20 protein-coding genes are annotated in these 23,588 nt (G+C 64.8%); 6 read left to right on the forward strand and 14 right to left on the reverse strand.

The window, feature by feature from the left end; genetic code table 11:
* The first annotated feature begins 28 nt into the window (after nt 1-28).
* Entirely contained in the window at nt 29-1,498 is a 1,470-nt protein-coding gene (locus QX071_RS00185; RefSeq protein WP_315702850.1) for an amidase, read from the forward strand.
* A gap of 1,065 nt (nt 1,499-2,563) precedes the next feature.
* Here QX071_RS00185 and QX071_RS00190 read toward each other — a convergent pair.
* Nucleotides 2,564-4,348, reverse strand: a complete 1,785-nt coding sequence (locus QX071_RS00190; protein ID WP_315702849.1) for an acyl-CoA dehydrogenase family protein — start codon at nt 4,346-4,348, stop codon at nt 2,564-2,566.
* A 236-nt stretch (nt 4,349-4,584) separates the two neighbouring features.
* On the opposite strand from QX071_RS00190, the gene QX071_RS00195 reads away from it, so the two are divergent.
* Nucleotides 4,585-5,286: an SDR family NAD(P)-dependent oxidoreductase gene (locus QX071_RS00195; RefSeq protein ID WP_315702848.1), complete on the forward strand. Its 702-nt coding sequence runs from the start codon at nt 4,585-4,587 to the stop codon at nt 5,284-5,286.
* Between the two features lie 99 nt (nt 5,287-5,385).
* On the opposite strand, the gene QX071_RS00200 is transcribed toward QX071_RS00195, so the two are convergent.
* The gene (locus QX071_RS00200; protein ID WP_315702847.1) at nt 5,386-6,009 is read right to left on the reverse strand and encodes a GNAT family N-acetyltransferase; all 624 of its coding nucleotides are present in this window, start codon (nt 6,007-6,009) and stop codon (nt 5,386-5,388) included.
* Nucleotides 6,010-6,034: 25 nt separating this feature from the next.
* On the reverse strand, nt 6,035-6,214 hold the full coding sequence (locus tag QX071_RS00205; protein ID WP_409977457.1) for a DUF1127 domain-containing protein: 180 nt from the start codon (nt 6,212-6,214) through the stop codon (nt 6,035-6,037).
* 117 nt (nt 6,215-6,331) lie between these two features.
* Between QX071_RS00205 and QX071_RS00210 the strand changes: the two genes are divergently transcribed.
* From QX071_RS00210 to QX071_RS00220, 3 genes are all read left to right on the forward strand, one after another.
* The gene (locus tag QX071_RS00210) at nt 6,332-7,243 is read left to right on the forward strand and encodes a transcriptional regulator GcvA (RefSeq protein ID WP_315702845.1); all 912 of its coding nucleotides are present in this window, start codon (nt 6,332-6,334) and stop codon (nt 7,241-7,243) included.
* Between the two features lie 147 nt (nt 7,244-7,390).
* A complete protein-coding gene (locus tag QX071_RS00215; protein WP_315702844.1) occupies nt 7,391-8,704 on the forward strand; it encodes an MFS transporter in 1,314 nt (437 codons plus the stop codon).
* A gap of 70 nt (nt 8,705-8,774) precedes the next feature.
* The gene (locus QX071_RS00220) at nt 8,775-9,257 is read left to right on the forward strand and encodes a CinA family protein (RefSeq protein WP_315703186.1); all 483 of its coding nucleotides are present in this window, start codon (nt 8,775-8,777) and stop codon (nt 9,255-9,257) included.
* Nucleotides 9,258-9,276: 19 nt separating this feature from the next.
* Here QX071_RS00220 and QX071_RS00225 read toward each other — a convergent pair whose 3' ends face one another.
* The 10 genes from QX071_RS00225 to QX071_RS00270 all read right to left on the reverse strand — a co-directional run bounded on the left by QX071_RS00225 (nt 9,277) and on the right by QX071_RS00270 (nt 20,517).
* Complete coding sequence (locus tag QX071_RS00225; protein ID WP_315703185.1) at nt 9,277-10,614, reverse strand: HlyD family type I secretion periplasmic adaptor subunit; 1,338 nt, start codon at nt 10,612-10,614, stop codon at nt 9,277-9,279.
* Between the two features lie 22 nt (nt 10,615-10,636).
* Nucleotides 10,637-12,367, reverse strand: a complete 1,731-nt coding sequence (locus QX071_RS00230; RefSeq protein ID WP_315702843.1) for a type I secretion system permease/ATPase — start codon at nt 12,365-12,367, stop codon at nt 10,637-10,639.
* Nucleotides 12,368-12,547: 180 nt separating this feature from the next.
* Nucleotides 12,548-12,817: a GlsB/YeaQ/YmgE family stress response membrane protein gene (locus QX071_RS00235; protein ID WP_315702842.1), complete on the reverse strand. Its 270-nt coding sequence runs from the start codon at nt 12,815-12,817 to the stop codon at nt 12,548-12,550.
* Between the two features lie 119 nt (nt 12,818-12,936).
* Entirely contained in the window at nt 12,937-13,920 is a 984-nt protein-coding gene (locus tag QX071_RS00240) for an ABC transporter ATP-binding protein (RefSeq protein ID WP_315702841.1), read from the reverse strand.
* A gap of 253 nt (nt 13,921-14,173) precedes the next feature.
* Nucleotides 14,174-15,586: an amidase gene (locus QX071_RS00245; RefSeq protein WP_315702840.1), complete on the reverse strand. Its 1,413-nt coding sequence runs from the start codon at nt 15,584-15,586 to the stop codon at nt 14,174-14,176.
* Nucleotides 15,583-15,780 (reverse strand): hypothetical protein, encoded by a 198-nt coding sequence (locus tag QX071_RS00250; RefSeq protein ID WP_315702839.1) that lies wholly within the window; start codon nt 15,778-15,780, stop codon nt 15,583-15,585. The genes QX071_RS00245 and QX071_RS00250 overlap by 4 nt, the downstream gene beginning before the upstream one ends.
* A gap of 24 nt (nt 15,781-15,804) precedes the next feature.
* Complete coding sequence (locus tag QX071_RS00255) at nt 15,805-16,851, reverse strand: oligopeptide/dipeptide ABC transporter ATP-binding protein (protein ID WP_315702838.1); 1,047 nt, start codon at nt 16,849-16,851, stop codon at nt 15,805-15,807.
* Between the two features lie 4 nt (nt 16,852-16,855).
* On the reverse strand, nt 16,856-17,758 hold the full coding sequence (locus QX071_RS00260; RefSeq protein WP_315702837.1) for an ABC transporter permease: 903 nt from the start codon (nt 17,756-17,758) through the stop codon (nt 16,856-16,858).
* A 2-nt stretch (nt 17,759-17,760) separates the two neighbouring features.
* Nucleotides 17,761-18,714 (reverse strand): ABC transporter permease, encoded by a 954-nt coding sequence (locus QX071_RS00265; RefSeq protein ID WP_315702836.1) that lies wholly within the window; start codon nt 18,712-18,714, stop codon nt 17,761-17,763.
* Between the two features lie 186 nt (nt 18,715-18,900).
* Nucleotides 18,901-20,517 (reverse strand): ABC transporter substrate-binding protein, encoded by a 1,617-nt coding sequence (locus tag QX071_RS00270; protein ID WP_315703184.1) that lies wholly within the window; start codon nt 20,515-20,517, stop codon nt 18,901-18,903.
* A 267-nt stretch (nt 20,518-20,784) separates the two neighbouring features.
* Between QX071_RS00270 and QX071_RS00275 the strand changes: the two genes are divergently transcribed.
* Entirely contained in the window at nt 20,785-22,380 is a 1,596-nt protein-coding gene (locus QX071_RS00275) for an ABC transporter substrate-binding protein (protein ID WP_315702835.1), read from the forward strand.
* A gap of 78 nt (nt 22,381-22,458) precedes the next feature.
* Here the strand turns inward: QX071_RS00275 and QX071_RS00280 are convergent, their stop codons facing one another.
* A complete protein-coding gene (locus QX071_RS00280; RefSeq protein WP_315702834.1) occupies nt 22,459-23,460 on the reverse strand; it encodes a hypothetical protein in 1,002 nt (333 codons plus the stop codon).
* Nucleotides 23,461-23,588 lie beyond the last annotated feature (128 nt).

The raw sequence follows: 23,588 nt of genomic DNA on the forward strand, positions 1-23,588 counted from the left end.
ATCCGATGCGCAAAACGGGGAGTTCGCCTTGGCCACATCGCAATGGAGTTTCGCAACCGCCGTCGAGGCTGCGCAAGCGCTCGCAGCAAGGCAAGTCTCGGCCGTCGAGCTGGCGCAGGATGCGATCGCGCGCATCGAGCGGCATGACGGCAAGATCAACGCCGTCTGCGTGCGCGACTTCGATCGGGCACTGGAGGCCGCCCGCGCTGCCGATGCCGCGCTGGCCCGCGGCGAGACCAAGCCGCTGCTCGGACTGCCGCTGACAGTCAAGGAATCGTTCAACGTCGCCGGCCTGCCGACCACCTGGGGCTTTCCGCAGCACAAGGATTTCAGGCCGACGGAAGACGCGCTGGCGATCACGCGGGTGAAGCAGGCGGGCGGCGTCATTCTCGGCAAGACCAACGTGCCGATCGCGCTCGGCGACTGGCAGAGCTACAACGAGATCTACGGCACCACCAACAACCCCTTCGATCTCGGCCGCACGCCCGGCGGCTCGTCGGGCGGCTCCTCGGCGGCGCTCGCGGCCGGATACGGTCCGCTGTCGCTCGGCTCGGACATCGGCGGCTCGCTGCGGGCGCCGGCCTTCCATTGCGGGGTCTATGCGCACAAGCCGACCCATGGCCTCGCGGCCACGCGCGGACATCTCCCGCCCGCCTTGCCCGCCGTGCCGGTCCAGCGCGATCTGAGCGTGATCGGCCCGATGGCGCGCTCCGCCGCCGATCTTGCGCTCCTGCTCGACGTCATGGCCGGGCCGGACCCGCTCGACGCCGGCAAGGCCTATCGGCTGGAGCTGCCGGCCCCCCGCCACACCTCGCTGAAAGATTTTCGGGTGCTGCTGATCGCAAGCGATCCGGTGATGCCGACCGACAGAGCGGTGCGCGGCGCGATCGAGACGCTCGCGGCCAATCTCGAGAAGGCCGGTGTGACGGTGATACGCGAAAGCCCGCTGCTGCCGGACTTCGCGGCCTCCAGCCGGCTCTACATGCGGCTGCTGCTGTCGGCGCTGAGCGCCGGCATGCCGCCGGACGCCTACGCCGGCGCGCAACAGGCCGCGGCCAACCTGCCCGCCGAGGATGTGAGCCTTGCCGCGGAGCGGCTGCGTGGTCTCGTGCTGAGCCAGCGCGACTGGCTGATCGCCGACGGCGCTCGTGCGCGACTGAAGGCGCAATGGGCCAAACTGTTCGAAAGCTTCGATGCCGTGATCTGTCCGATCATGCCAATCCCCGCCTTCCCGCATGACCACTCGGCGGACCAGGAGCAACGCCGCATCGAGATCGACGGCGTCGACCACGTCTATACCGATCAGCTCGCCTGGCCCGGCATCGCCACCCTGCCCGGCCTGCCCGCCACCGCGATTCCGCTCGGCTTGGCGGACGGGCTCCCGGTCGGCGTGCAGATCGTCGGGCCATGGCTGGAAGACCGCACCCCGCTCAAACTCGCCGAGTTGATCGAGCGCGAATTCGGCGGCTTCGTGCCACCACCGATGTTCGATGATTGAGAATATAGATCCGGCTGTCGTCCACGCCTATTCCTGTTTCACATCTCAAACAGCGGGAGGACACGATCTCGCGTTCTCGCGGCGAATACGCCCGAGCTTTGCATCGATCGGCCGCTCTCAGAAAATCGAGAGGGCGCAGGGAATGCCGGGTGAAGGCCTCACCCATGGCCCGCCTGCAGAAAAGAAAGCAGGCGGCAGTCACCACAGGATCAGCCGATCAACCGGCATTCCCTGCGCGATGGGCTTACGCCTTATACGTGATCTCCTCGGGGACCGGCTTTGTTGCCCCCGTGTCGCGACAACGCGCGAGGCGCGTTGCGCTCGGCGCCAGCACCGGGACGCCAGGACCACACGATTTCGTCGTCCGCGGCTGCGGCAGTCGTCCACTGTCGCGCCCACGGCCATCGCATCCCTGCCCCACGGATCGTGACGATCGGCCGAAACGCCCCTCTGCTCGGGACAGGATAGCGATAGACAACCATGATTTCTGAAAAAGAGAAACAGAGATATTTTTCGCGAAGAGACTGGACAGGCCAAATCAGCTTGAAGCGGCTGGCGAATTTCGCCGATTGGCGCTGGCAATTCACCAGCATTGGACGGCTCGCAAAGCTCGCTCGCAGTGCATTGACTGCCTGTCGGGCGACTCGCTCTCGTCGCAGTGACGCGCTTCAAGCGTCTACGGATCACGCTTTCTCCACCATGCGATTGCGTGCTCAGCGGATCGGTTTTTGAAAAACGCAGCAAGCTTCACAGCCTTGTTGCCGAAAGCGATGACGTGCTTGGCGCCAGCGCCTCACCAGGAGCTTGCGCCGATGACTACGCCCTCTCCCCTTGCGGGAGAGGGCTACACCAACGCCTGCGTCACATTCTCTTGGGTGAGGGGTTCGTCCCCACAAGCGCATCGTCGCTGCGGAGACAGACCCCTCACCCGGCATGATCGAGCTTCGCTCGATCATGCCACCCTCTCCCACAAGGGGAGAGGGTGCACCGACTCGGAGCGACCGCTTCGAAACAACATCATGTATCGCCAATATCGCGCCTCGTCGTTGCGGCATGCTTGCGAGGCTATTTCGGTCCAAGCAGTTCGCCAACCTCAGCCATGCCGGCGACGCGGTCGCCGAGTAGCAGCGTCGCGATCGCGTCATCGGTCTTTCGATCCTCAAGCCGGAACGGATCGGCCGGCGTCAGCCGATGCTCCACGACGAGCTTCGACAACAGCAACCGGCGCGCGTCGCCACGCATCTCGTCGATGTGCCCGGCCTCCCAGGCGAGGCTCACAGCGCTGGCGACGTGATAGAGCAGGCTGGTGGCGCGACGCGCTTCGGCTTCGTTGTTGGGATCGGCGGCAACAGTCCTCGCAAAGCCGATGGCGCGATCGACCAGCCCGCGCAGCTGATCGCGCCACGCCGTCGGCACCCGGCCGCTCTCATCCAATCGCGCGTGCAGATCGGCCGCCAGCGCCGCTTCCGCACCATGGCGGCCGACCGCGCGCTTCAGTGCATCGAGCGCGACGATGTTGCCGGTGCCCTCCCAGATCGAGCCGAGATGCGCATCGCGCAACAGGCGGGCAGTGGCGAACTCCTCGACATAGCCGATGCCGCCGCGCATCTCCAAGGCGTCGCCGCAGACCTTGCGGGCGTCGCGGGTGGCGCGGAATTTCAAGGTCGGCGTCAGGATGCGGAGCAGCGCCGCGGCATCCTGGCTGCCGGCCTCGGCACGGTCGAGCGCATCTGCCGTGAGGAAGCTCATCGACAGCGCCTGCTCGGTCGCGAGCATGATCTTCAGCAGCTGACGGCGTCCGAGCGGCAGGTCGACAATGCGGCTGCCGAACACCACGCGGTTGGTCGCAACAGTCATCGCATCATGATAGGCGCGGCGCATCAAGGCGGTGGATTTGACGCCGTTCGAGAGCCGGGAGGAATTGACCATCTCCGCCATCTGCACGAAGCCACGATCGAGCCGTCCGACTGCATAGGCGATCGCGCCCTCCAGCTTGATCTCGCCGGAGGCCATCGAGCGGGTGCCAAGCTTGTCCTTCAGCCTGACGATGCGATAGTGGTTGGGCGAGCCGTCGTCGAGGAAGCGCGGCATCAGGAACAGACCGACGCCGCGCGTGCCGGTTTCAGCGCCTTGCGGTCGCGCCAACAGCATCACCACCTTGGCGTCGGCGTTCGAGCAGAACCATTTCTCGCCATGCAGGCGCCAATGGTCACCCTCCGGCACCGCAACCGTGGTCAGCGTGCCGACGTCAGAGCCCCCTTCCTTCTCGGTCATGAACTGGCCGCCCTGGGTCAGCTTAGCCATGTCGGTCTGGGTCAGGCCGCCCAGATATTTGTCCTTGAGCGCCTGGCTGCCGAAGCTCGCCAGCAACTTGGCGCAGCCGTCGGTCACGTTGATCGGGCAGCCGAGCCCGAACTCGGCCTGGTTGAACAGGAAGGTGAAAGCGTGCTTGGCGACCACGGGGTATTTGTCGGGCCAGCCCAGAATGCCTTTGCGGAGCGACATCGCGTGAATGCCGAACTCGCCGAAGGCGGCGCGCTCGAGCTCGCGGTAGGCGGGATGATATTCGAGCCACTGCACGTCGCGCCCGAAGCGGTCGCGTTGATGCAAGACGGGCGGATGGCGGTCGGCCAGTCGCGCGCACTCGTCGAGATAACCACCGGCCAGTTCGCCCAGCCGGTGGAGGTGCGGCTGGAGGTGGCGAAACAGAGCATCGGGCAGATGGATGCGCAGCAGATCCGGCAATGACGGATCGGCGCGATAGAAGTTCAGGCCGGTGGTGTCAGGTGCTAGCAGGCCGGGCCGGCTGCCGCCCGTCATCACGTCATCGCGCCGCAGATATTGATGCATCCGGCAACGTCCTCGTTCGTTTCCACCTATGGATTTTTGCGGGACTTTTCGACAGTCCTTTCGCCGAAATAGACCATGTTCGACGCCGCGACGCCAGAACGGCTGGTGGAAGCGGCGTTCGAACTTTCGTCAACGCCGGCTCCGCCGCACGGAAATATTTCGCCGAAGCGCCATAGGCAGCCGGCCGCGGGTGCATTAGCTTTCAGCCTCTGCCGCTTTCGAGAAGGACGAGCCCGATGGACATCCCGACCTACAAGATCGCCCTGATCGTCGGCGCCGGTGAAGGCCTGAGCGCCTCGTTGGCGCGGCTGTTTGCCCGCGAGAAGATTCGCGTCGCGCTGGCGGCCCGCAAGACCGAAAAGCTCGGCGCACTGTGCAACGAGACCGGCGCGCGCGCCTTCGCCTGCGACGCCGCCAATGCGGAAGAGGTCGAGCGGCTGTTCGGGCTGGTCGAGCGCGAGCTTGGGACGCCCGACCTCGTGGTCTACAATGCGAGCGCCCGCGCGCGCGGCCCGCTGGTCGATCTCGTCCCCGCCGACGTGCAGCAGTCGATTGCGGTCAGCGCGTTCGGCGGCTTCCTGGTGGCACAACAGGCGGCACAACGGATGCTGCCGAACAAGCATGGCGCCATCCTCTTCACCGGCGCCTCGGCCAGCGTGAAAGGCTACGCGCAGTCAGCCCCGTTCGCGATGGGCAAGTTCGCGCTGCGCGGATTGGCCCAGAGCATGGCGCGCGAGCTGGCGCCGCAGGGTATCCATGTGGCGCATTTCGTGATCGACGGCGGCATCAGGAGTGCTGCGAGGCAAGAGGCCCAGGACCGCCCCGACTCCATGCTCGATCCGGACGCGATCGCGGCGAGCTATTGGAGCGTGCTGCAGCAGCCGCGCAGCGCCTGGACCTGGGAAATGGAACTGCGGCCCTGGGTGGAGAATTTCTGAGTCGTCATTGCGCACCATCCGGTCCACGCAAGGCGAGCCGGATGGCAGCCTTCGCAAGGCAGCCCGGCATTGATCGACAATTCTGGATTGCGTCGTCGCTTACGCTCCTCGCAATGACGCCTCTACCCCACGGGTTGGGCTCGCAACGAGGCGCAGACTGGTGCAGCCCGCGGCCGGATCAAGCGCCACCGGCTTCTCGAACCGCACCAGGGTCCAGTCCTGCGGATGCTGATGCAGGACGAAACCAGCCGCCTTCGCCACCGCGATCATGACCTCGTTGGTACGCAGCGTATCGCCGAACAGGCTGACGGCGCCGAGCGCCGCGGCACGGCTTTCCAGGTTCTTGAGCAGCGCCGGGCCAATGCCGTGGCCCTGCCAGCGATCGTGGACCGAGAGCCCGAACTCGAGACCGCGAGTCTCGGCATGCAACGCATAGCGCGCCTCGCCGACGATCCCCTCGCCGCCAACGCCATCCATCGTCGCGATCAAGGTGAAGCGGTCATCCCTCCCGGTATCGACGAAATCGTCGAGCACGGCCTTCGGCAACTCGCTCATCGCGCCGAGAAAGCGATTGTTGCGCGAGCGTGAGCTCAGCGAGCGCACATAGGCCTGCAGATCGTCGGCATCGGCAGGCGCGACAAAGCGCAACGCGACTCTCTCACCACGGCGCGTATGGATGACGTCGGGATGCCCGGTGGCTTCGGCGAGCTTCGGCTGAAACATGACGCTCTCCGGCGCGGCGGCTTGATCACGCCCGCCAGAACGGCTTGTCGATCTCGGCGGCGATATCGCTGCGCGACAGACCGAGATCATGCAATTCGCGTTCGGACCAACCGGCCAGCTCGTGCCGGGTCCGGGAGCGATCGCGCCAGAGCTGAAGCAGGGCGGCAAATCCGGCCAGTGCCCCGAGCGCATGATGATTTGTCATTGTGTGAGGGACGCAAGTAGACATGAGAGCCTCCTGCAATTAACTTCCCGTGCAATATCTGCCGCGCTTCCGTCGGCTACAAACGACACTTTGTACCGGTTCGGATGAAATAAATTCATGCAAAAGCTGACGCAAAGGCTCGCCCGCCTGCCCTCGCTCAATGGCCTGCGCGCGTTCGAGGCCGCGGCGCGCCACCTGAGCTTCACCCGCGCCGCCTCCGAGCTGAACGTGACCCAGACCGCGGTCAGCCATCAGATCAAGCGATTGGAGGATGAGCTCGGGGTCCGCTTGTTCGTGCGGCAGAACCGCAGCCTGGCGTTGACCCCCGAAGCGCGCGACTACCTGCCGCTGGTGCGGGCCGCATTCGATGACCTCCGCCTCGCGACCGAGCGGCTGGTGCGCAGAGACGGTGGCAAGGTGCTGACCGTCTCCACCATGGCCTCACTCGCGGCAAAATGGTTGCTGCCCCGACTCTCAACTTTCCAGGAGATCCATCCCGAGATCGACGTGCGCATCACCACCTCCAGCAGCCTGGTCGATTTCGCAACCGAGGATGTCGACGCCGCTATCCGTTACGGCAGGGGGCACTGGCCGGGTGTGCGCTCCGAATGGCTGATGGGGGATGAGCTGTTTCCGGTCTGCAGCCCGGCGCTCCTGAACGGCAGCAAACCGCTGCGCTCTCCTGAGGACCTTGCCCATCACACTCTGCTGCACAGCAGCTATGATGATGACTGGCGGCTGTGGCTGACCGCTGCCGGACTGCCCGCATCGATCTCGAAGCAGCGAGGCGTCAGCTTCGACCTGATCTTCATGACGATCCAGGCCGCGATCGACGGACTCGGCGTTGCAATCGGCCGCACATCCTATGTCCAGGACGACATCACCAAAGGCCGCCTCGTCGTGCCGTTCAAGATCGCGTTGCCGGTGGACGCCGGCTATTATCTCGTCGCGCCGGAAGGCCGGACCGATCCGCCGAAGCTGCGGGCGTTCCGTGCCTGGCTGAAAGCGGCGGCTCAAAACAAGGCCTGAGCATCGCACTGCTTTGCCTATGCTGCGCCGCCGCATTGTTTTCCGGTTGGCCCAGCCACGAGGGCGTGGCAAATAGCCTCAGGTCATCATCACGGCTGGCGAAGATCTTCTTCCGCACGGGCCATTCGACGGGAGGAGCGAGTCCAGATGTCGCAGACCACGACAACTCAGCCGGCTACGATCAAATCACGTATCGGCGCGATCATGCGCGCGACCAGCGGCAATTTCCTCGAGCAGTTCGACTTCTTCCTGTTCGGCTTCTATGCGAGCGCAATCGGCAAGGCATTCTTCCCTTCTCACGATGAGACCGCCTCGCTTCTCAATACGTTCGGCGTGTTCTGGCTGGGCGCCTTGATGCGGCCCGTGGGGGCGATCGTGCTCGGCGCCTATATCGACCGTATCGGCCGTCGCCAGGGCCTGATCGTGACGCTGTCGATCATGGCGATCGGCACCGTCGTGATCGCCTTCTGCCCGAGCTATGCCAGCATCGGCGTCGCCGCGCCGATCATCGTCCTGCTCGGTCGCCTGCTGCAGGGCTTTTCCGCGGGCGTCGAGCTCGGCGGTGTGTCGGTCTATCTGTCGGAAATCGCCACGCCCGGCCATCGCGGCTTCTACACGTCCTTCCAGTCGTCGAGCCAGCAGGTTGCGATCTTCGTCGCTGCGATCCTCGGCTATCTGCTCAGCGAATCCATGCCGGCAGCGACCGTGGCAGCCTGGGGCTGGCGCATCCCGTTCTTCATCGGCTGTCTGATCATCCCGCTGATCTTCTTCCTGCGGCGGACGCTGGAGGAAACTCCGGCGTTCCTCGCGATGAAGAAGCACCCGACGGCACACGAAGTGTTCGCCTCTGCGCTCGCCAACTGGCGCATCGTGCTGCTCGGCATGATGATCGCGATCCTGACCACGACGACGTTCTATTTCGTCACCGTCTACACGCCGACCTTCGGCAAGAACGTGCTGAAGCTGTCGACGGGTGACGCGCTGCTGGTCACGCTTCTGGTCGCGGTCACGAATTTCATCTGGAATCCGGTCGGCGGCGCCCTGTCCGACCGTTACGGCCGCAAGCCTGTGCTGCTCGCGATCGCAACCCTGTCGCTGCTGACAGCCTATCCGGCGCTGCACTGGCTGGTATCGGCGCCCACCTTCGGCAAGATGCTGGCAGTCGAGATGATGTTCTCATTCTATTTCGGCACCTATAGCGGCACCATGCTCGGAGCCCTGGTCGAGATCGTTCCGGCCCATGTGCGCACCACCTGCTTTTCGCTGGCCTTCGCGCTTGCGGCTGCGCTGTTTGGCACCTTCACGCCGTTCGCCTCGACCTGGCTGATCGAAAAGACCGGCGACAAGGCCTCGCCCGGCTTCTGGCTGATGTTTGCGGCCGTGCTCGGCATCATCGCCGCATTGACGGTCTATCGCAGCGGCGGCCGGACTGTGGAAGTCCGCGATGCGGTGACTGCATGAGCCTTCGCGGACGGAGCCGCCGTGCTCCGTCCGCGGACACGTCGAGGCAATCGTGATGCATGATGTCGTGATGCATGATCTCGTCACCGTTGCAGAAGAGGTTGCGCGCCGGCTTGTCGCGCGCAAGCAGACGATAGCGGTCGCGGAATCCTCGACCGGCGGGCTGATCTCAGCAGCGCTGCTCGCCGTCCCCGGCGCGTCCGCATATTTTCTCGGTTCCGCGGTCGTCTACACGCGCGAGGCAAGGCGCATCCTGATGGACATTCCGGACGACGCGATGCGCGGCATCCGCTCGGCCTCGGAGATCTACGCGAAGCTCTTGGCCGAGCGCATCCGCGAGCGGTTCTCTGCCGATTGGGGTCTGTCCGAGACCGGCGCAGCCGGACCGACCGGCAACCGCTATAGCGACGCCGCCGGACATAGCTGTTTTGCGGTGGCGGGCAACGAGACCACTGCGGTCACGCTGGAGACCGCGAGCAGCGATCGGCAGGCCAACATGCAGGCGTTTGCGAAGAGCGCCCTCGAGCTGCTGTTGAAGCGGCTGGATCAGTAGCTCGCCGTCGTGCGGCTGACTACTTCTCCCGGAACGCGCGCATGAGCTGATCGCTGAGCGGCTTCATCAGGTAGGACAGCACGGTGCGGTCGCCGGTCTGGACGAAGGCCTCGACCGGCATGCCCGGAATCAGCTTGACGTCGCCGAGCCGCGCGACCTCTTCCGGCGGCATCGAGACGCGGATCGTGTAGTAGCTCTGGCCGGTGCGCTGTTCGGTTGTCACGTCGGGCGACACCCGGCTGACGATGCCGTTCAATTCCGGCGTGGTGCGCTGGTTGAACGCCGACAGCCGCAGCAGCGTCTTCTGCCCGACCTGCAGCTTGTCGATGTCCTGCGGGTTGACCTTGGCCTCGACCTGCAGATCGTCGCTCTGCGGCACGATCAGCATGATGGCGTCGCCTGCGGTGACGACGCCGCCCACCGTATGCACGGTCGACTGCAGCACCATGCCATCCTGCGGTGCGCGGATGTCGACGCGGCGGAGCTGGTCCTCGGCCGTGACCTTGCGCTCGACGAACTCGCCGATCTTGTCGTTGGTCTCGCGCAGGTCCTTGGAGACCTCGCTCACCATGTCCTTGTCGACCTGAATGATCTGCAGTTCGGTCTCGGTGATCTTGCCCTTGGTTTGGGCACGCGATGCGATGTATTGCGCGCGCTCGCCGTTCAGCCGCGCGGCATCGCGCTCCAAGGCGGTCAGGCGCGAGATCTGCACCAAATGCTGATCATAGAGCTGGCGGACGCCTTCCAGCTCCTTCATGACCAGCGAGATCTCCTGGTCCTTCGACTGCACCTGCGCGGTGAGACCTTCGACCTCCTCGTTGAGCTGGGTGACGCGCTCGCGCAGTTGCGCCTTCTGACCGGTGCGGCCGGTGACCCGCACCTCGAACAGCTTGCTCTCGCTCGCCATCAGGCTTTTGACGTCGGGATCGCCAGCGCGCATGAGAAGCTGCGGCGGGAAGGTGATCCGGTCGAGACCGCGCTGCTCGGCTTCCAGCCGGGCGGCACGGGCCCACAGCGCATCCAGATTCTTGGTAACGATAGCAAGGCTCGCCTTGGTCACGGTGTCGTCCAGCCGGACCAGGATGTCGCCGGCCTTGACCACGTCGCCGTCGCGCGCGCGCAGTTCGCCGACCACACCGCCGGTCGGGTGCTGCACCTTCTTCACATTGGACTCGACGACGATCTGGCCCGGCGCGATCAGCGCGCCGGAGATCTGCTGCGTCGCAGCCCAACCGCCGAGGCCGCCGGCCAGCACGACGACGACGGCGAGCCCCACAATCAGGTGCAGCCGGATCGAATGGCGGACGCTGTACGCCTGAGTGCCGATGGCGGGCCCGGTGACGAATTGGCTGTTCAGGATTTGGCTGCTCACGACGTCGCTACCCGGCCTCGGAGACGATCTTGATCGGCGCCGTGGGCCGTGGCTGCAGCACCTGCGCCAGCACCGTCTCCTTCGGCCCGAACGCCTGCATGCGGCCGTCCTTCATGACCAGGATCTGATCGACCGCTTCGATCCCGATCGGACGGTGCGCCACCACCACCACGATCGCACCGCGTCCCCGCGCTGCGCGGACCGCGCGCGTCAAAGCCTCGTCGCCCTCGGTATCGAGATTGGAATTGGGCTCGTCGAGCACGATCAGGAACGGATTGCCGTAGAGCGCACGCGCCAGCGCGACCCGCTGCGCCTGACCGGCGGAAAGCGCGGCGCCCTGCTCGCCGACCTGCGTATCGTAGCCGTCGCGCATCTTGATGATCATGTCATGGACGCCGGCATCCTTGGCTGCGGCAATAATGCTGTCTGCCGAGGCCTGCGGATCGAAGCGGCAGATGTTTTGCGCGACCGTGCCGGCAAACAGCTCCACATCCTGCGGCAGATACCCGATGTGGCGGCCGAGCTCGTCGGAGCTCCATTGATCGAGCGCGGCGCCATCGAGCCGGACATGGCCGCGCCCCGGCCGCCAGACCCCGACCAGCGCCCGCACCAGCGAGGATTTGCCGGACGCGCTTGGCCCGATGATGCCGAGCCCTTGGCCGGCCGACAGCGCGAAGGTGACGTCCTGTACCACGACCTTCTGGTCCCCGGGCGCCGCGATCGAGATGCCCTCGACCGACAACCGGCTCGCGGGCGGCTGCAGCAGGGTCGGCGCCGGCCGGGCCGGCATCGCCTGCAGAAGCTGGTTGAGCCGCCGCCAGCTCTGCCGCGCCGTGACAAAGCTCTTCCAATGCGCAATCGCGAGGTCCACCGGCGCCAGCGCCCGCCCGCTGAGAATCGAGCTCGCGATGATGATGCCGGCGGTCGCTTCCTGATGGATGACGAGATAGGCGCCGACGGCCAGCACCGATGATTGCAGCATCATGCGGAGCACCTTCGCGATCGCGCCAAGCCCGCCGGCGACGTCGCTGGCGCGCTGATTGCCGGCGAGATATTTCTCGTTGGTCTCGCTCCAGCGCTGCAGCAGCCGGCCGGCCATGCCCATCGCGACCAGGACCTCGGCGTTGCGGCGGCTCGCAGTGGCGAGATCGTTGCGCTGGGCCGCCAGCCCCATCGCCTGCTTGGCCGGCTCTCGGGTCAGATATTCGGTGACCAGCGTGAGGATCACCAGGACGATCGCCCCGGCCAGAGCGGTGACGCCGATCAGCACGTGGAAGGCGAAGCAGATCGCCAGATAGAGCGGCAGCCATGGCAGATCGAAAAACGCGCTCGGGCCCTGGCTGCCGAGAAACGCCCTGACATTGTCGAGATCGCGAAGCGGCTGCAGTCCCTCATTGCGCCGGCCGACCGTGAGCGGCAGCCGGACGATGGTGTCGAACACGCGCCCGTTCAAGCTCTCGTCCAGCGCGGTTCCGATCCGACCGAGAACCCGGCCGCGGATCAGATCGAGCACGCCTTGCGCCAGATAGAGGCCTGCGGCGAGCAGTACGAGACCGATCAAGGTCGGCACGCTGCGGCTCGGCAGCACGCGGTCATAGACCTCGAGCATGAAGATCGAGCCGGTGAGGTAGAGAAGATTGATGATGCAGCTCATCACGCCGACGCCGAGGAAGGCGCTACGGCAGCTGCGCAATGCGTCGCTGAGTTCGGAATGCCTCACACCAGGTGCGGCCGCCATCAATCCCATCTCTTCAACTGGGCAGCAGCACCGCCGGCGAACGAGCTCAGCGGTACGCTCCGCGATTCATACTGATTTCCGTCACAGGCGTCCAACGCCGCGGCGATTAACGTAAACGTGCGTTAGCACTCTGTCGCGCGATCGGATGAAATGTTCAGCACCATGCAAAGATACGCATAATTAGAGCCGGCCGCCGGTCCGGACCAGGCGAACGACCAGCAGCAGGATGACGGCGCCAAGCGCCGAATAGACGATTTCCGAGACCAGACCGACCCCGAGACGAATGCCAAGGCGGGGGAACAGGAGGCTCGCGATCAGCGCGCCGCAAATACCGACGACGATGTCACCGATAATACCGAAGCCGGTCCCGCGCACGATCTTGCCGGCCAGCCAGCCTGCCACCAGGCCGACGAACAGAATGACCAAAATACCTTCATTGGACACGTACATGGCACGTCCTCACATCGCATCGCAGACTGCTCGGCTGCGCGACCATAAACTGGCGCGGGCCAACCGACGACTCCGGTGAATGCTTGTAACGTGTTACAGCACGGCTTTGTTGCCGACCGTTACGTCGCAGCAACAGTTGGCGGCTGCGACGCCAGAACGCAGCGCGCCAGATGATCCGATGCGATCGGAACGTTCGGCGGCAGCGCCTCGGTGCAGCGCGCCTCGGCCAGGCTGCAGCGCGGGGCGAAGGAACAGCTGCGCGGCGCCTGGTCCAGCGAGGGCGGTGTGCCCGGGATGGTCTGCAGCCGCTCCCCGCGCTTCGCACCGTGGATCGTGGAGGCGAGCAGCCCACGGGCGTAAGGATGCACGGGCGTACGGACGATGTCGCGCAGGCCGCCCTGTTCCACGATCTGGCCGGCATACATGACCGCGACGCGATCGCAGATCTCGATCGCCACCCCGATATCGTGGGTGACGAAGATGACGGACATGCCGAACTCGCGCTGCAGTTCCCGCAACAGGAGCAGGATCTGGATCTGGACGGTGGCATCGAGCGCCGTGGTCGGCTCGTCCGCCAGCAGCACCTTCGGGCGGCACGCCAGCGCCAGCGCGATCATCGCCCGCTGGCGCATGCCGCCGGACATCTCGTGCGGATAGGAATCGAGCCGTCGCTTGGCGGAGGGAATGCGGACCACATCGAGCATTTCCAGCGCACGGGCGCGCCCGTCCGCATAGCTCTTGCCCTCATGGCGCATCACGGTCTCGGCGATCTGCCGGCCGATCGGATAGACCGGATCGAGCGCGAGTCCCGGCTCCTGGAAGATCATCGAGACCGTACGGCCACGGAACTGCGACAGCTCCTCGTCGTCGAGCGCGAGCACGTCGCGTCCCATGACGTTGACGCTGCCCGTGATCTGGGTGCGCTTCTTCGGCAAGAGCCGCATCAGCGCCCGCAAGGTCACGCTCTTGCCGGAACCGGATTCGCCGAGCAGCCCAAGCACCTCGCCATCCCCGAGCGTGAGGCTGACATCGTTCACGGCGTGAACCGTGCGCTCGCCGGTGAAGCGGATGCTGAGGTTCTTGATCTCGACGAGAGGGGTCATGAGAGGGCTATGTCAACTGGTGATCGGAGCGGCTTGGCAACGTTGCTCAGGCGAACTGCCACCCTCCCCCTGGAGGGGGAGGGTCGGCTCGCATGAAGCGCAGCGGAATGCGAGACGGGGTGGGGTGAGGCCCCCATTGACTTGCGAGCTAGAGGAGAGGCCGTCACCCCACCCCGATTGCTCGTTACATTCGCGATCGACTCTCCCCCTCCAGGGAAGGGTGAAGCGACGCGGCAGCATATATCAGTCCTACTCATGGCAGGCTCGGCACCCTGGCGTGGAAGTCGGTGGCGCGTTGGAACGCGGCGCCGATCGTGAGCAACGTCGCTTCGTCGAAGGAACGTCCGATCAGCTGCATGCCGACCGGCAGGCCCGACGGCGTGAAGCCCGTCGGGATCGCCAGCGACGGCAGGCCGAGATAGTTGACCGGACGGGTGAAGCGCGTCAGCCGCTGGATCACCGCTTCCGCGCCGGGCGCGCCGCCGACGTCGCTCTCGACGATCGAAGGCGCGATGACCGGCGCCACCGGTGCGATCACGGCATCGAGGCTTGCCGTCGCCGCGACATGCGCGGCAAGGGCGGCGCCGCGCCAGCGCAGCGCCTCCAGATAGGTGACGCCCGGGATCGCGAGCGCGTTCTGCAACCGCATCAGCACCTGCGCGCTGTAATCCTGCGGACGTTCGATCATCCAGCGCTTGTGGAAGGCGGCCGCCTCGACCGCCAGCACCAGCTGGCACGCGGAAGACAGCTGCCGCTGGTCCGGCAGTTCGACCTGCACGACGTCGGCGCCTTCGGTCTTCAGCAGCGCAATCGTCGCATCGAGCGCCCGCGCCACCTCGGCATCGAGGTCATCGACATAGAACGATTTCGGCACGCCGATCCTGAGACCCTTGATCGAGGCCGCCGTGGCCGCGACGTAATCCTGGACCGGAGCCGCGCTCGCAGTCGGATCCTCCGGATCAGGCCCCGCCATCAAGCCGAGCAGCAGCGCGCAATCCTCCGCCGTCTGCGCCAGCGGGCCGACCGTGTCGAGCGATTGCGACAGCGGCATCGCACCGGCGCGGCTGACGCGGCCCCAGGTGACCTTGAGCCCGGTGACGCCGCAGAAATGCGCGGGCATGCGGATCGAGCCGCCGGTGTCGGAGCCGAGCGCCGCGAAGGTCAGGCGTGCGGCCACCGCGGAGCCGGAGCCGGAGGACGAGCCACCGGTGACGTGGCCGAGCTTCCAGGGGTTCTGCACCGCTCCGTAATGCGCGTTATGGCCGGTCGGGCCATAGGCAAACTCCGCCATCTGCAGGGTGCCGAGCCTGATGGCGCCGGCATCCTTCAGCCGCTGCAGCGCGGTCGAGGTCGTGGTGGCGACGAAATCGCGCCGGATCAAGGAGCCGCAGGTCGCGATGTGACCGGCGTCGTAGTACATGTCCTTATGCGCGAGCGGCACGCCATGCAGCGGGCCCTTGATATGACCTTTGGCCAGCTCCGCATCGGCCTCGGCCGCCGCCTTCAGCGCGGGCTCCGACTCGATCGCCATGAAGGCGTTGAGATGCGGCTGCCACTGCGCGATGCGGTGCAGACAGGAGCGCGTCGCCTCATAGGACGAGAGCTGCTTGGCGGCGATCGCTTTCGCAACCTCGGTGAGCGTCATCAAGGCCGGCTCGGTGCTCATCGCGCCACCTTGATCGCTTGCGCCACGACAAAGCTTTCGGGCTCCAGATCCATCGGCAAGGTGCCGGCAATCGGAGCGAAGCCTTCGAAGGCCGGCCCGACCGAATTGGCGATTCGCGTCGCGACGTCCTTGTCGACAGGAAGGCCTACGACCTCCGCGATCGCGCTCACAGCTTGTGGGGTGGGTTTGGTCATTCGCTCTCTCGTTCTCTTCGTCTCTCAGGGCGCACGGCTATGGCCTGATCCCGGGACCGCCATGTGACAGGCGGCCTGATGCCCCATTCTATCGAGCTCGGTCAATTTTGGTGCGGCATTTGCGCAGAGCGGCTCCGCGAACGGGCAGCGGGTGTGAAACCGGCAGCCGGGCGGCGGATCGATCGGGTTCGGTGGATCGCCTGAGATCGGCGGCACCTCGGTGCGCTTGTCCGGATCGGACGACGGCATCGCCGCGAGCAGCGCGCGCGTATAGGGATGCGCAGGCCGTGCCCACACCTGTTCGACCGGACCGAGCTCGACCACCTCGCCGAGATACATCACCAGCACGCGATCCGAGATGTAGTGCACGACGTTGAGATCGTGGCTGATGAAGAGATACGTCAGACCGAATTCGCGCTTCAGGTCCATCAGCAGGTTGAGCACCTGCGCTTCGACCGATTTGTCCAGCGCGGACACCGCCTCATCGAGAATGACCAGGCGGGGCGATAATGCCAAGGCCCGCGCGATGTTGACGCGCTGGCGCTGGCCGCCGGAAATCTCATGCGGATAACGGTTCGCAAAGGTCTCCGGGCGCAAGCCGACCTTGCCCAGCAACTCGCGGGCCAGTGCACGCGCCGGTCGGTCCGCCATGCCATGCACCTTCGGACCGAACGCGATCGATTCCTCGATGGTCAGGCGGGGATTGAGCGAGGCATAGGAGTCCTGGAACACCATCTGCATGCCGCGCCGCAGCTCGCGCAACGAGAGCTCGTGCCCGACCTGCATGCCGTCATAGATGATCTCGCCGGCATCGCGGTCCATCAGCTGCATCAGAAGCCGCGCGGTGGTCGACTTGCCGCAGCCGGACTCGCCGACGATGCCGACCGTCTCGCCCTTGCGGATCGCGAAGGACACATCGTCGACCGCGCGCACCGTCTTGCGCGCGCCGAACAGACCGCCGCGCACCGGGAAATGCTTGGTGAGGCCATTGACCTGCAGCAGCGGCTGCGCCGCGCCGCCGCGATCCTCGATCGGCTCCAGCCTGTGGGCGATGGAAGCACTCTCGCTCATCTCATCAGCTCCGGATGTCCATGGCGCTGCGCAGGCCATCGCTGAGCAGATTGAAGCAGATCGAGACCGCAAAGATCATGACGCCCGGCAGCGCCGCCACCCAGGGGTTGACGTAGATCGCAGTGCGCAGCGTGTTCAGCATCAATCCCCATTCCGGCTCCGGCGGCTTGGTGCCGAGGCCGAGGAAGGACAGGCCCGCGGCCAGGATCATCGACACCGAGATCAGCCCGGTCGCGTAGACGAAGATCGGCCCGAGCACATTGCCCAGCATGTGCGCGCGCATGATCGTGAAGGGGCCGGCGCCGGAGGCGCGCGCCGCCTCGACGAAATCGCGATTGCGAACGCCGGTGGTGACGCTTTCGGCCACCCGCGTGATCTGCGGCACGAACACGATGGTCAGCGAGACGATCGAATTGACGATGCCGGCGCCGAGCGCGCCGGAGATCGCGATCGCCAGCAGCACAGACGGGAAGGCATAGAAGACGTCGATCGTGCGCATGATCGCGGTGTTGACCCAGCCGCCGACATAGCCGGCGACGAGACCGAGGCCGGTGCCGATGCCGAAGGCGAAGATCACCGGCGAAATGCCGATCAGCAGCGACAGCCGTCCGCCATAGATCAGCCGTGCCAGCATATCGCGGCCCAACTCATCGGTTCCGAGCAGATAGCCCGGCGTGCCGATGTGGCGGAGGCGGCGGATCATCGAACCCTGATAAGGATCGGCCAGCCCGAGCCATGGCGCGACCAGCGCGGAGACGAAGATCAGCAGCAGGACCGCGACGCAGATCATGCTGACCTTGTCCCGGACGATACGGCGGCCGACCGTGGCCCAATAGCCGCGCCCTTTGGCAACGGGCGCGGCCTGGACGACCGCATCGGGCATTGTGCTCGACGGAGTGACGCTCATCGCTATCCCCGCTTGATGCGCGGATCGATCGCGGCTTGCGCGATATCGACCAGCAGGTTGAGGATCACGAAGAACATCGCGAGCACCAGGATCGTGCCCTGCAACAGCGGCAGGTCGCGCTGGAAGATCGCGGAATTGAGCAGCAGCCCCGAGCCCGGCCAGGAAAACACGGTCTCGATCAGGATCGAACCGCCGAGCATGTATCCCAGCTGCAGCCCCATCACCGCAAGCGCGGTGGGCGCGGCATTCTTCAGCACGTGACGGAACACCTGGGTTTCGCGCAGGCCCTTGGCGCGCAAGGCCTCGACGAAATCCTGGCTGAGGATGTCGCCGGTGAGTGCGCGCACCGTGCGCGTGATGATGCCCATCGGGATCACGGAGGTCGTGATTGCCGGCAGCACCAGATAGCGCAGATGCGCCCAGTCCCATGACCATGCGCCTGAGCCGGACGGACCGGCGCCGACCGCAGGCAGCCAGTTCAGCTCGACCGAGAAGATGATGACCAGCACCATGCCGAGCCAATAATGCGGCAGCGACACGCCGGCGATCGCGATCGAGGTCGCGACCTTGTCGATCCAGGTGTCACGGAAGTAGCCGGCGACCAGGCCGAAGAACAGGCCGAGCGAAAAGCCGATGATCGCAGCTGCGATCGCGAGCGTCACGGTGTTTGAGACCGCGCGCAGCACCTCCGCGAGCACTGGACGCCCGGTCGCGATCGAATTGCCGAGATCGCCATGGAGGGCACGCCACAGCCACAGCCCGAACTGCACCGGCAGCGGACGATCGAAGCCATAAGCCGCACGCAATTGCTGCGCGAGCTCCTGCGATGCGTCGGCCGGCAGCACCGCAACCAGCGGGTCACCGGGCGTGATGTGGACGAGCATGAAGCAGACCAGCGCGACTCCGAGAACGATCGGGATCGCATAGACGCTCCGCCTGGCAACGTAAGTAAGCACGTATCACCTGAGTTCTTCTCATCTCCCTTGGGAGACGTTGCTTCAGCTCCCCTCCCCCTTGCGGGGAGGGGGCGGGGGTGGGGTCCACAAAAGACTGCCGCCGGAGTCCCCCCCTCCCCAACCCTCCCCCGCAAGGGAGGAGGGAGCGCAGCGGCGCAAGAGGAGCGGGTTAGCAGCACATGAGACCTATGGCTCCACGGAGATCGGCGAGAAGTCGATGAACCAACTCTTCGGCTGGATCACGCCCTTCACCTTTGGACTCATGGCGCGCGGTCCGACGTCGTGCGCGACATAGAGGAACGCCGCATCGTCGACCGAGGCTGCATGCAACTCGGCCAGCGCCTTGTCGCGCTCGGCCGGATCGAAGGTCTGGCGCGCCTTCTTCACGAGCTCGTCGAACTTCGGATTGTTGATGTAGCCCCAATTGTTCGAGACCGGCGGCGCCATCGAGGACTGCAGAAAGCGCACCAGCGCGAAGAACGGATCCATCGCGGCATAGGTCACGTTGGTGGCATTAGCACCGTTCGCCGACGGATCCTTGGCGCCGCGCCGCCAATTGGTGAACAGCGTGTTCCACTCGATCACGTCGAGCTTGACGTCGAAATAGCACTCGGCGAGCGCCTGCTGCAGATACTCGTTCATCGGCAGCGGCTGCATCTGGCCGGAGCCGGAGGCCGAGGTCTGCACCTTCACCTCCAGATGCTTGTTCGGGCCGTAGCCGGCCTCCTGCATCAGCTTCTGCGCCGCGGCCTTGTCGTACTTGATCTGGAAGGTCACGTTGCCGCGCCAGGGATGCCCCGGCTCGAACGTGCCGGTCGCCGGCACCATGAGGCCGGCCAGCAAACCGTCCCTCAGGCCTTCGCGGTCGATGCAGAGATTGGCCGCCTTGCGGACGCGGATGTCGTTCCAGGGCGAACCTTCGACGCGGGAGAACTGCCAGGGCCAGACATGCGGCTGCTCATTGGCGTAGAGCTTGAATCCGCGCTGCTTGATCTCGGGCAAGGCATCGGGCGCCGGCGCCTCGATCCAATCCACCTGCCCCGACAGCAGCGCCGCCGTGCGCGCATTGGCTTCCGGCATCGGCAGCAGCACCATCTTGTCGACATGCGGGATGCGCCCCTTGTCCCAGTAGTTCGGGTTCTTGACCAACTCGAGCCGCTCGCGTGGCGTAAATTTCGCCATCATCCAGGGACCGGTGCCCGAGGCATCCTTCGAGAACGCATCCCAAGCTGCCTGCGACTTGGCCTTCGCATCTCCACTCGCGGCATCATAGAACTTCTGCCACTTCGTAGGGCTCGCCATGAAGAGGTTGGTGAGATTGATCGGCAGGAAGCTGTCCGGCTCCTTCGTCGTCAGCTCCACGGTCATGTCGTCGATCTTGCGCGCCGAGACCAGCGTCGGCATGCGCGAGGCCGTGACACCGACCTGGCTCGCATCGAATTGCGGCGCGTCCCGCTTCAGGACCTTCTCGACGTTCCACACCACCGCATCGGCATTGAACGGCGAGCCGTCGTGGAACATGACACCGGGACGCAGCTTGAAGATCCACTTGGTCTTGTCGGCATCATCGATCTTCCACTCGGTGGCGAGGCCCGGGATCACCACGCTGGGCTTCTCCGCCGACGACAGGTCCCACATCGTCAGGCTGTCGAACATGGTGACGCCGGTGAAGCGATTGCCTTCGAATCCCTGGTCCGGCTGGCCAAGCGTGCGCGGAATGTCGGCCGCGGTCATGCCGATGCGCAGAACGGATTCCGCGCCAGCCCGCGCCGGCAACATGGCAAGCGAAACCGTCGCCAGCATCGCGGCCGCAAAGGCTGCACGACCGTTCGGGGAATTCACTAAGCGCAACAGCACGATATCAATCTCCAATTTGGCTGGCTAATTGTTGAGCACTGTATGCAACGCCTGTGCCAAGGAGGACATTTTCGGGGCAGCTGCGGCGTTTGATCACACTCGTTTGTACTCAAACGAATTCGGCCACCGCTTGGCATCGGGCTTGCAGCTTTGGGCCGGTCAAATTCGAGCGTTTCTCGCTGATATCACCCCATTCCGATCGGAGTTTCCTGCATGCGTCACCGACTCTCGCTGCTTGCCGCCGCATTGGCGATCAGCCTATCCCCGCTTTCAGCAAGCGCCGAGACCGTCGTGCGCTACGGCATGTCGATGGCCGACATTCCCCTGACCACCGGCCAGCCCGACCGTGGCGCCGGGGCCTATCAGTTTACCGGCTATACGATCTACGATCCGCTGGTGGCGTGGGACATGAGCACCGGCGACAAGCCCGGCAAGCTGATTCCCGGACTCGCCACGGAGTGGAAGGTCAGCGATGCCGATAAGACCAAATGGCGCTTCACGTTGCGCAAGGGCGTCAAGTTCCATGATGGGAGCGACTTCAATGCCGACGCCGTAATCTGGAATCTGGACAAGGTGCTCAATGATAAGGCACCGCAGTTCGACAAGCGGCAGAGCGCCCAGGTGAAGACCCGCCTGCCTTCAGTCGCCAGCTACGCCAAGGTCGATGATTATACGGTGGAGATCACGACCAAGACGGTCGACTCCTTCTTCCCCTACCAGATGCTCTGGTTCCTGATTTCGAGCCCGGCGCAATACGAGAAACTCGGCAAGGATTGGGACAAGTTCGCCAGCCAGCCCTCCGGTACCGGCCCGTTCAAGCTGACCAAGCTGGTGCCGCGCGAGCTCGCCGAGCTCAGCAAAAACCCCGACTATTGGGACAAGAACAGGATTCCGAAAGTCGACAAGCTGGTGCTGGTGCCGATGCCGGAAGCGCTGACCCGCACCAACGCGCTGCTCGCCGGTCAGGTCGACCTGATCGAGACGCCGGCACCGGATGCCGTGCCGCAGCTCAAGGCCGCCGGCATGAAGATCGTCGACAACATCACGCCGCACGTCTGGAACTATCACCTGAGTGTGCTGCCGGGTTCGCCCTGGACCGACATCCGGCTGCGCAAGGCGCTCAATCTCGCGATCGACCGCGACGCGGTGGTCGGGCTGATGAACGGCCTCGCCAAGCCCGCCAAGGGCCAGGTCGACCCGTCGAGCCCGTGGTTCGGAAAGCCAACCTTCGACCTCAAATATGATCTTGCCGCAGCGAAGAAGCTGGTCGAGGAAGCCGGCTACTCCAAGAACAAGCCGCTGAAGACGACTTTCATCATCGCACAGGGCGGCACCGGACAGATGCTGTCACTGCCGATGAACGAATTCCTGCAGCAGAGCTTCAAGGAGATCGGCATCGACATCGACTTCAAGGTGGTCGAGCTCGAAACCCTCTATACGCATTGGCGCAAGGGTGCGGCCGACGAGATGAACGCCGGCATCACTGCCAACAACATTGCCTACGTCACCTCTGATCCGCTCTACGCGATCGTGCGCTTCTTCGCCTCGGACCAGATCGCGCCGGTCGGCGTCAACTGGGGCGGCTACAAGAATCCCAAAGTGGATGCGCTGATCAACGAGGCCAAGCAGACCTTCGATCCGACCAAGCAGGACGAGCTGATCGCCCAGGCGCATGCGCTGGTCGTGGACGATGCCGTTCTGGTGTGGGTCGTGCACGACACCAACCCGCATGCGCTGTCGCCGAAGATCAAGAAGTTCGTGCAGGCGCAGCACTGGTTCCAGGACCTGACGACGATCGGCGTGGAGTAACTGTCCGCGCCGACGGCCGTCGCACGCGCAAAGAAGCCCGGCCATCTGCCGGGCTTCTTCAGCACGACAGCCAATATTTCATTTGCCGGCGACCAACGCGCCCGAGTCGAACTTGTACGACGCTTGGAGAAAGCCGCCGTACCGCTCGTAGCTGAATGTCGTGGGCGATCCCGGGACTCCTGGGAATTGCGTGGTCCCGCTGGTCGTCCGGGCGTACCAATAGCGGCCACCGACGCCGACGCTGAAATTTCGCGTCACGTCGTATGACACGATGCCCTCGAGCTGATAGCCCCAGCCATTTCCGGACTGCGGAAGCGGGTTGATGTCGGGCCGCAGCCAGTGATTATCGAAGCCGGTCAGACGGACGTAGGGCAGAACAGCGCCATCGAGAGTGACGTTCCAGTTCTGGCCGAGCTTGAAGACGCCGTTCAACCCCACGCGAAGCGAGTCCCAGTGCTCGGTCTTGCTGAGCACCAGCACGCCTCCGGCAACAGGATCGAAACCGCAGATGAACGGATTGGTCGCAACCTGAACGCATCCGTATGCGTTGACAGTTTCGTAGAAATGGTTGTAGCCGACGAAGCCGCCGACCTTGAACGCCGGCCCTCTCCAGAAGTTATAACCGGCGTCGATCGTGCCGTACCAAAGCCTGCCGCTGTTCACGTCGCTGACAGTGTTCGAGTATGGAATGACCGCCGGCGGATAGTCTTCGTCGTTGAGCGTACCGTTGAAGATGTTTCCGCCGCCTGCAAAGCCCTTAGCGAAGAAGCCGATATTGTGATCGACCCTGGCGAAGCCCTCACCGGCATGGCTGTTGAGATTCTTGTAGGTCAGCTGGGAATTGATCTGACCAGCGACGAAAGGATCGCCCAGCGTGTAGCGGGTGCGGCCCGAGCTGTAGAAATAGCGAGCACCGACCTCGAACTCCCACAGCGAAACCGGCGGAGGCGGCGCCTTGACCGGAAGATCCGCGGCCGAGACCGCGCCGACCCCGAGCACAGAGGCCGCAGCCGCGATGAGGCCGCTCGTGACCGGTAGAGAGAAATGCTTGATCGACCCCCATGCCGACCTTCTTTGCATCAGAGCAGCCGCACTCTTGTCCTCGGAACACTGCATCGATGCCCCCATCTGCAGCAATTTCTATCATGAGTAGAGTTATGCTATGAATTCGCCCGGATTCGCACAACCCGACCTCACATGATGCAAGA

It is taken from the genome of Bradyrhizobium sp. SZCCHNS1022, assembly GCF_032484835.1.
Lineage (GTDB): Bacteria > Pseudomonadota > Alphaproteobacteria > Rhizobiales > Xanthobacteraceae > Bradyrhizobium.

Excerpts from the sequence above, each read along its gene's own strand:
- QX071_RS00200 (WP_315702847.1), bottom strand. The coding sequence starts at position 6,009 with ATGTTTCAGCCGAAGCTCGCCGAAGCCACCGGGCATCCCGACGTCATC.
- QX071_RS00190 (WP_315702849.1), bottom strand. The coding sequence starts at position 4,348 with ATGCATCAATATCTGCGGCGCGATGACGTGATGACGGGCGGCAGCCGG.
- QX071_RS00235 (WP_315702842.1), bottom strand. The coding sequence starts at position 12,817 with ATGTACGTGTCCAATGAAGGTATTTTGGTCATTCTGTTCGTCGGCCTG.
- QX071_RS00195 (WP_315702848.1), top strand. The coding sequence starts at position 4,585 with ATGGACATCCCGACCTACAAGATCGCCCTGATCGTCGGCGCCGGTGAA.
- QX071_RS00205 (WP_409977457.1), bottom strand. The coding sequence starts at position 6,214 with ATGACAAATCATCATGCGCTCGGGGCACTGGCCGGATTTGCCGCCCTG.
- QX071_RS00255 (WP_315702838.1), bottom strand. The coding sequence starts at position 16,851 with ATGAGCGAGAGTGCTTCCATCGCCCACAGGCTGGAGCCGATCGAGGAT.
- QX071_RS00230 (WP_315702843.1), bottom strand. The coding sequence starts at position 12,367 with ATGGCGGCCGCACCTGGTGTGAGGCATTCCGAACTCAGCGACGCATTG.
- QX071_RS00260 (WP_315702837.1), bottom strand. The coding sequence starts at position 17,758 with ATGAGCGTCACTCCGTCGAGCACAATGCCCGATGCGGTCGTCCAGGCC.
- QX071_RS00210 (WP_315702845.1), top strand. The coding sequence starts at position 6,332 with ATGCAAAAGCTGACGCAAAGGCTCGCCCGCCTGCCCTCGCTCAATGGC.
- QX071_RS00240 (WP_315702841.1), bottom strand. The coding sequence starts at position 13,920 with ATGACCCCTCTCGTCGAGATCAAGAACCTCAGCATCCGCTTCACCGGC.
- QX071_RS00245 (WP_315702840.1), bottom strand. The coding sequence starts at position 15,586 with ATGAGCACCGAGCCGGCCTTGATGACGCTCACCGAGGTTGCGAAAGCG.
- QX071_RS00250 (WP_315702839.1), bottom strand. The coding sequence starts at position 15,780 with ATGACCAAACCCACCCCACAAGCTGTGAGCGCGATCGCGGAGGTCGTA.
- QX071_RS00275 (WP_315702835.1), top strand. The coding sequence starts at position 20,785 with ATGCGTCACCGACTCTCGCTGCTTGCCGCCGCATTGGCGATCAGCCTA.
- QX071_RS00280 (WP_315702834.1), bottom strand. The coding sequence starts at position 23,460 with ATGCAAAGAAGGTCGGCATGGGGGTCGATCAAGCATTTCTCTCTACCG.
- QX071_RS00270 (WP_315703184.1), bottom strand. The coding sequence starts at position 20,517 with ATGCTGGCGACGGTTTCGCTTGCCATGTTGCCGGCGCGGGCTGGCGCG.
- QX071_RS00215 (WP_315702844.1), top strand. The coding sequence starts at position 7,391 with ATGTCGCAGACCACGACAACTCAGCCGGCTACGATCAAATCACGTATC.
- QX071_RS00220 (WP_315703186.1), top strand. The coding sequence starts at position 8,775 with ATGCATGATCTCGTCACCGTTGCAGAAGAGGTTGCGCGCCGGCTTGTC.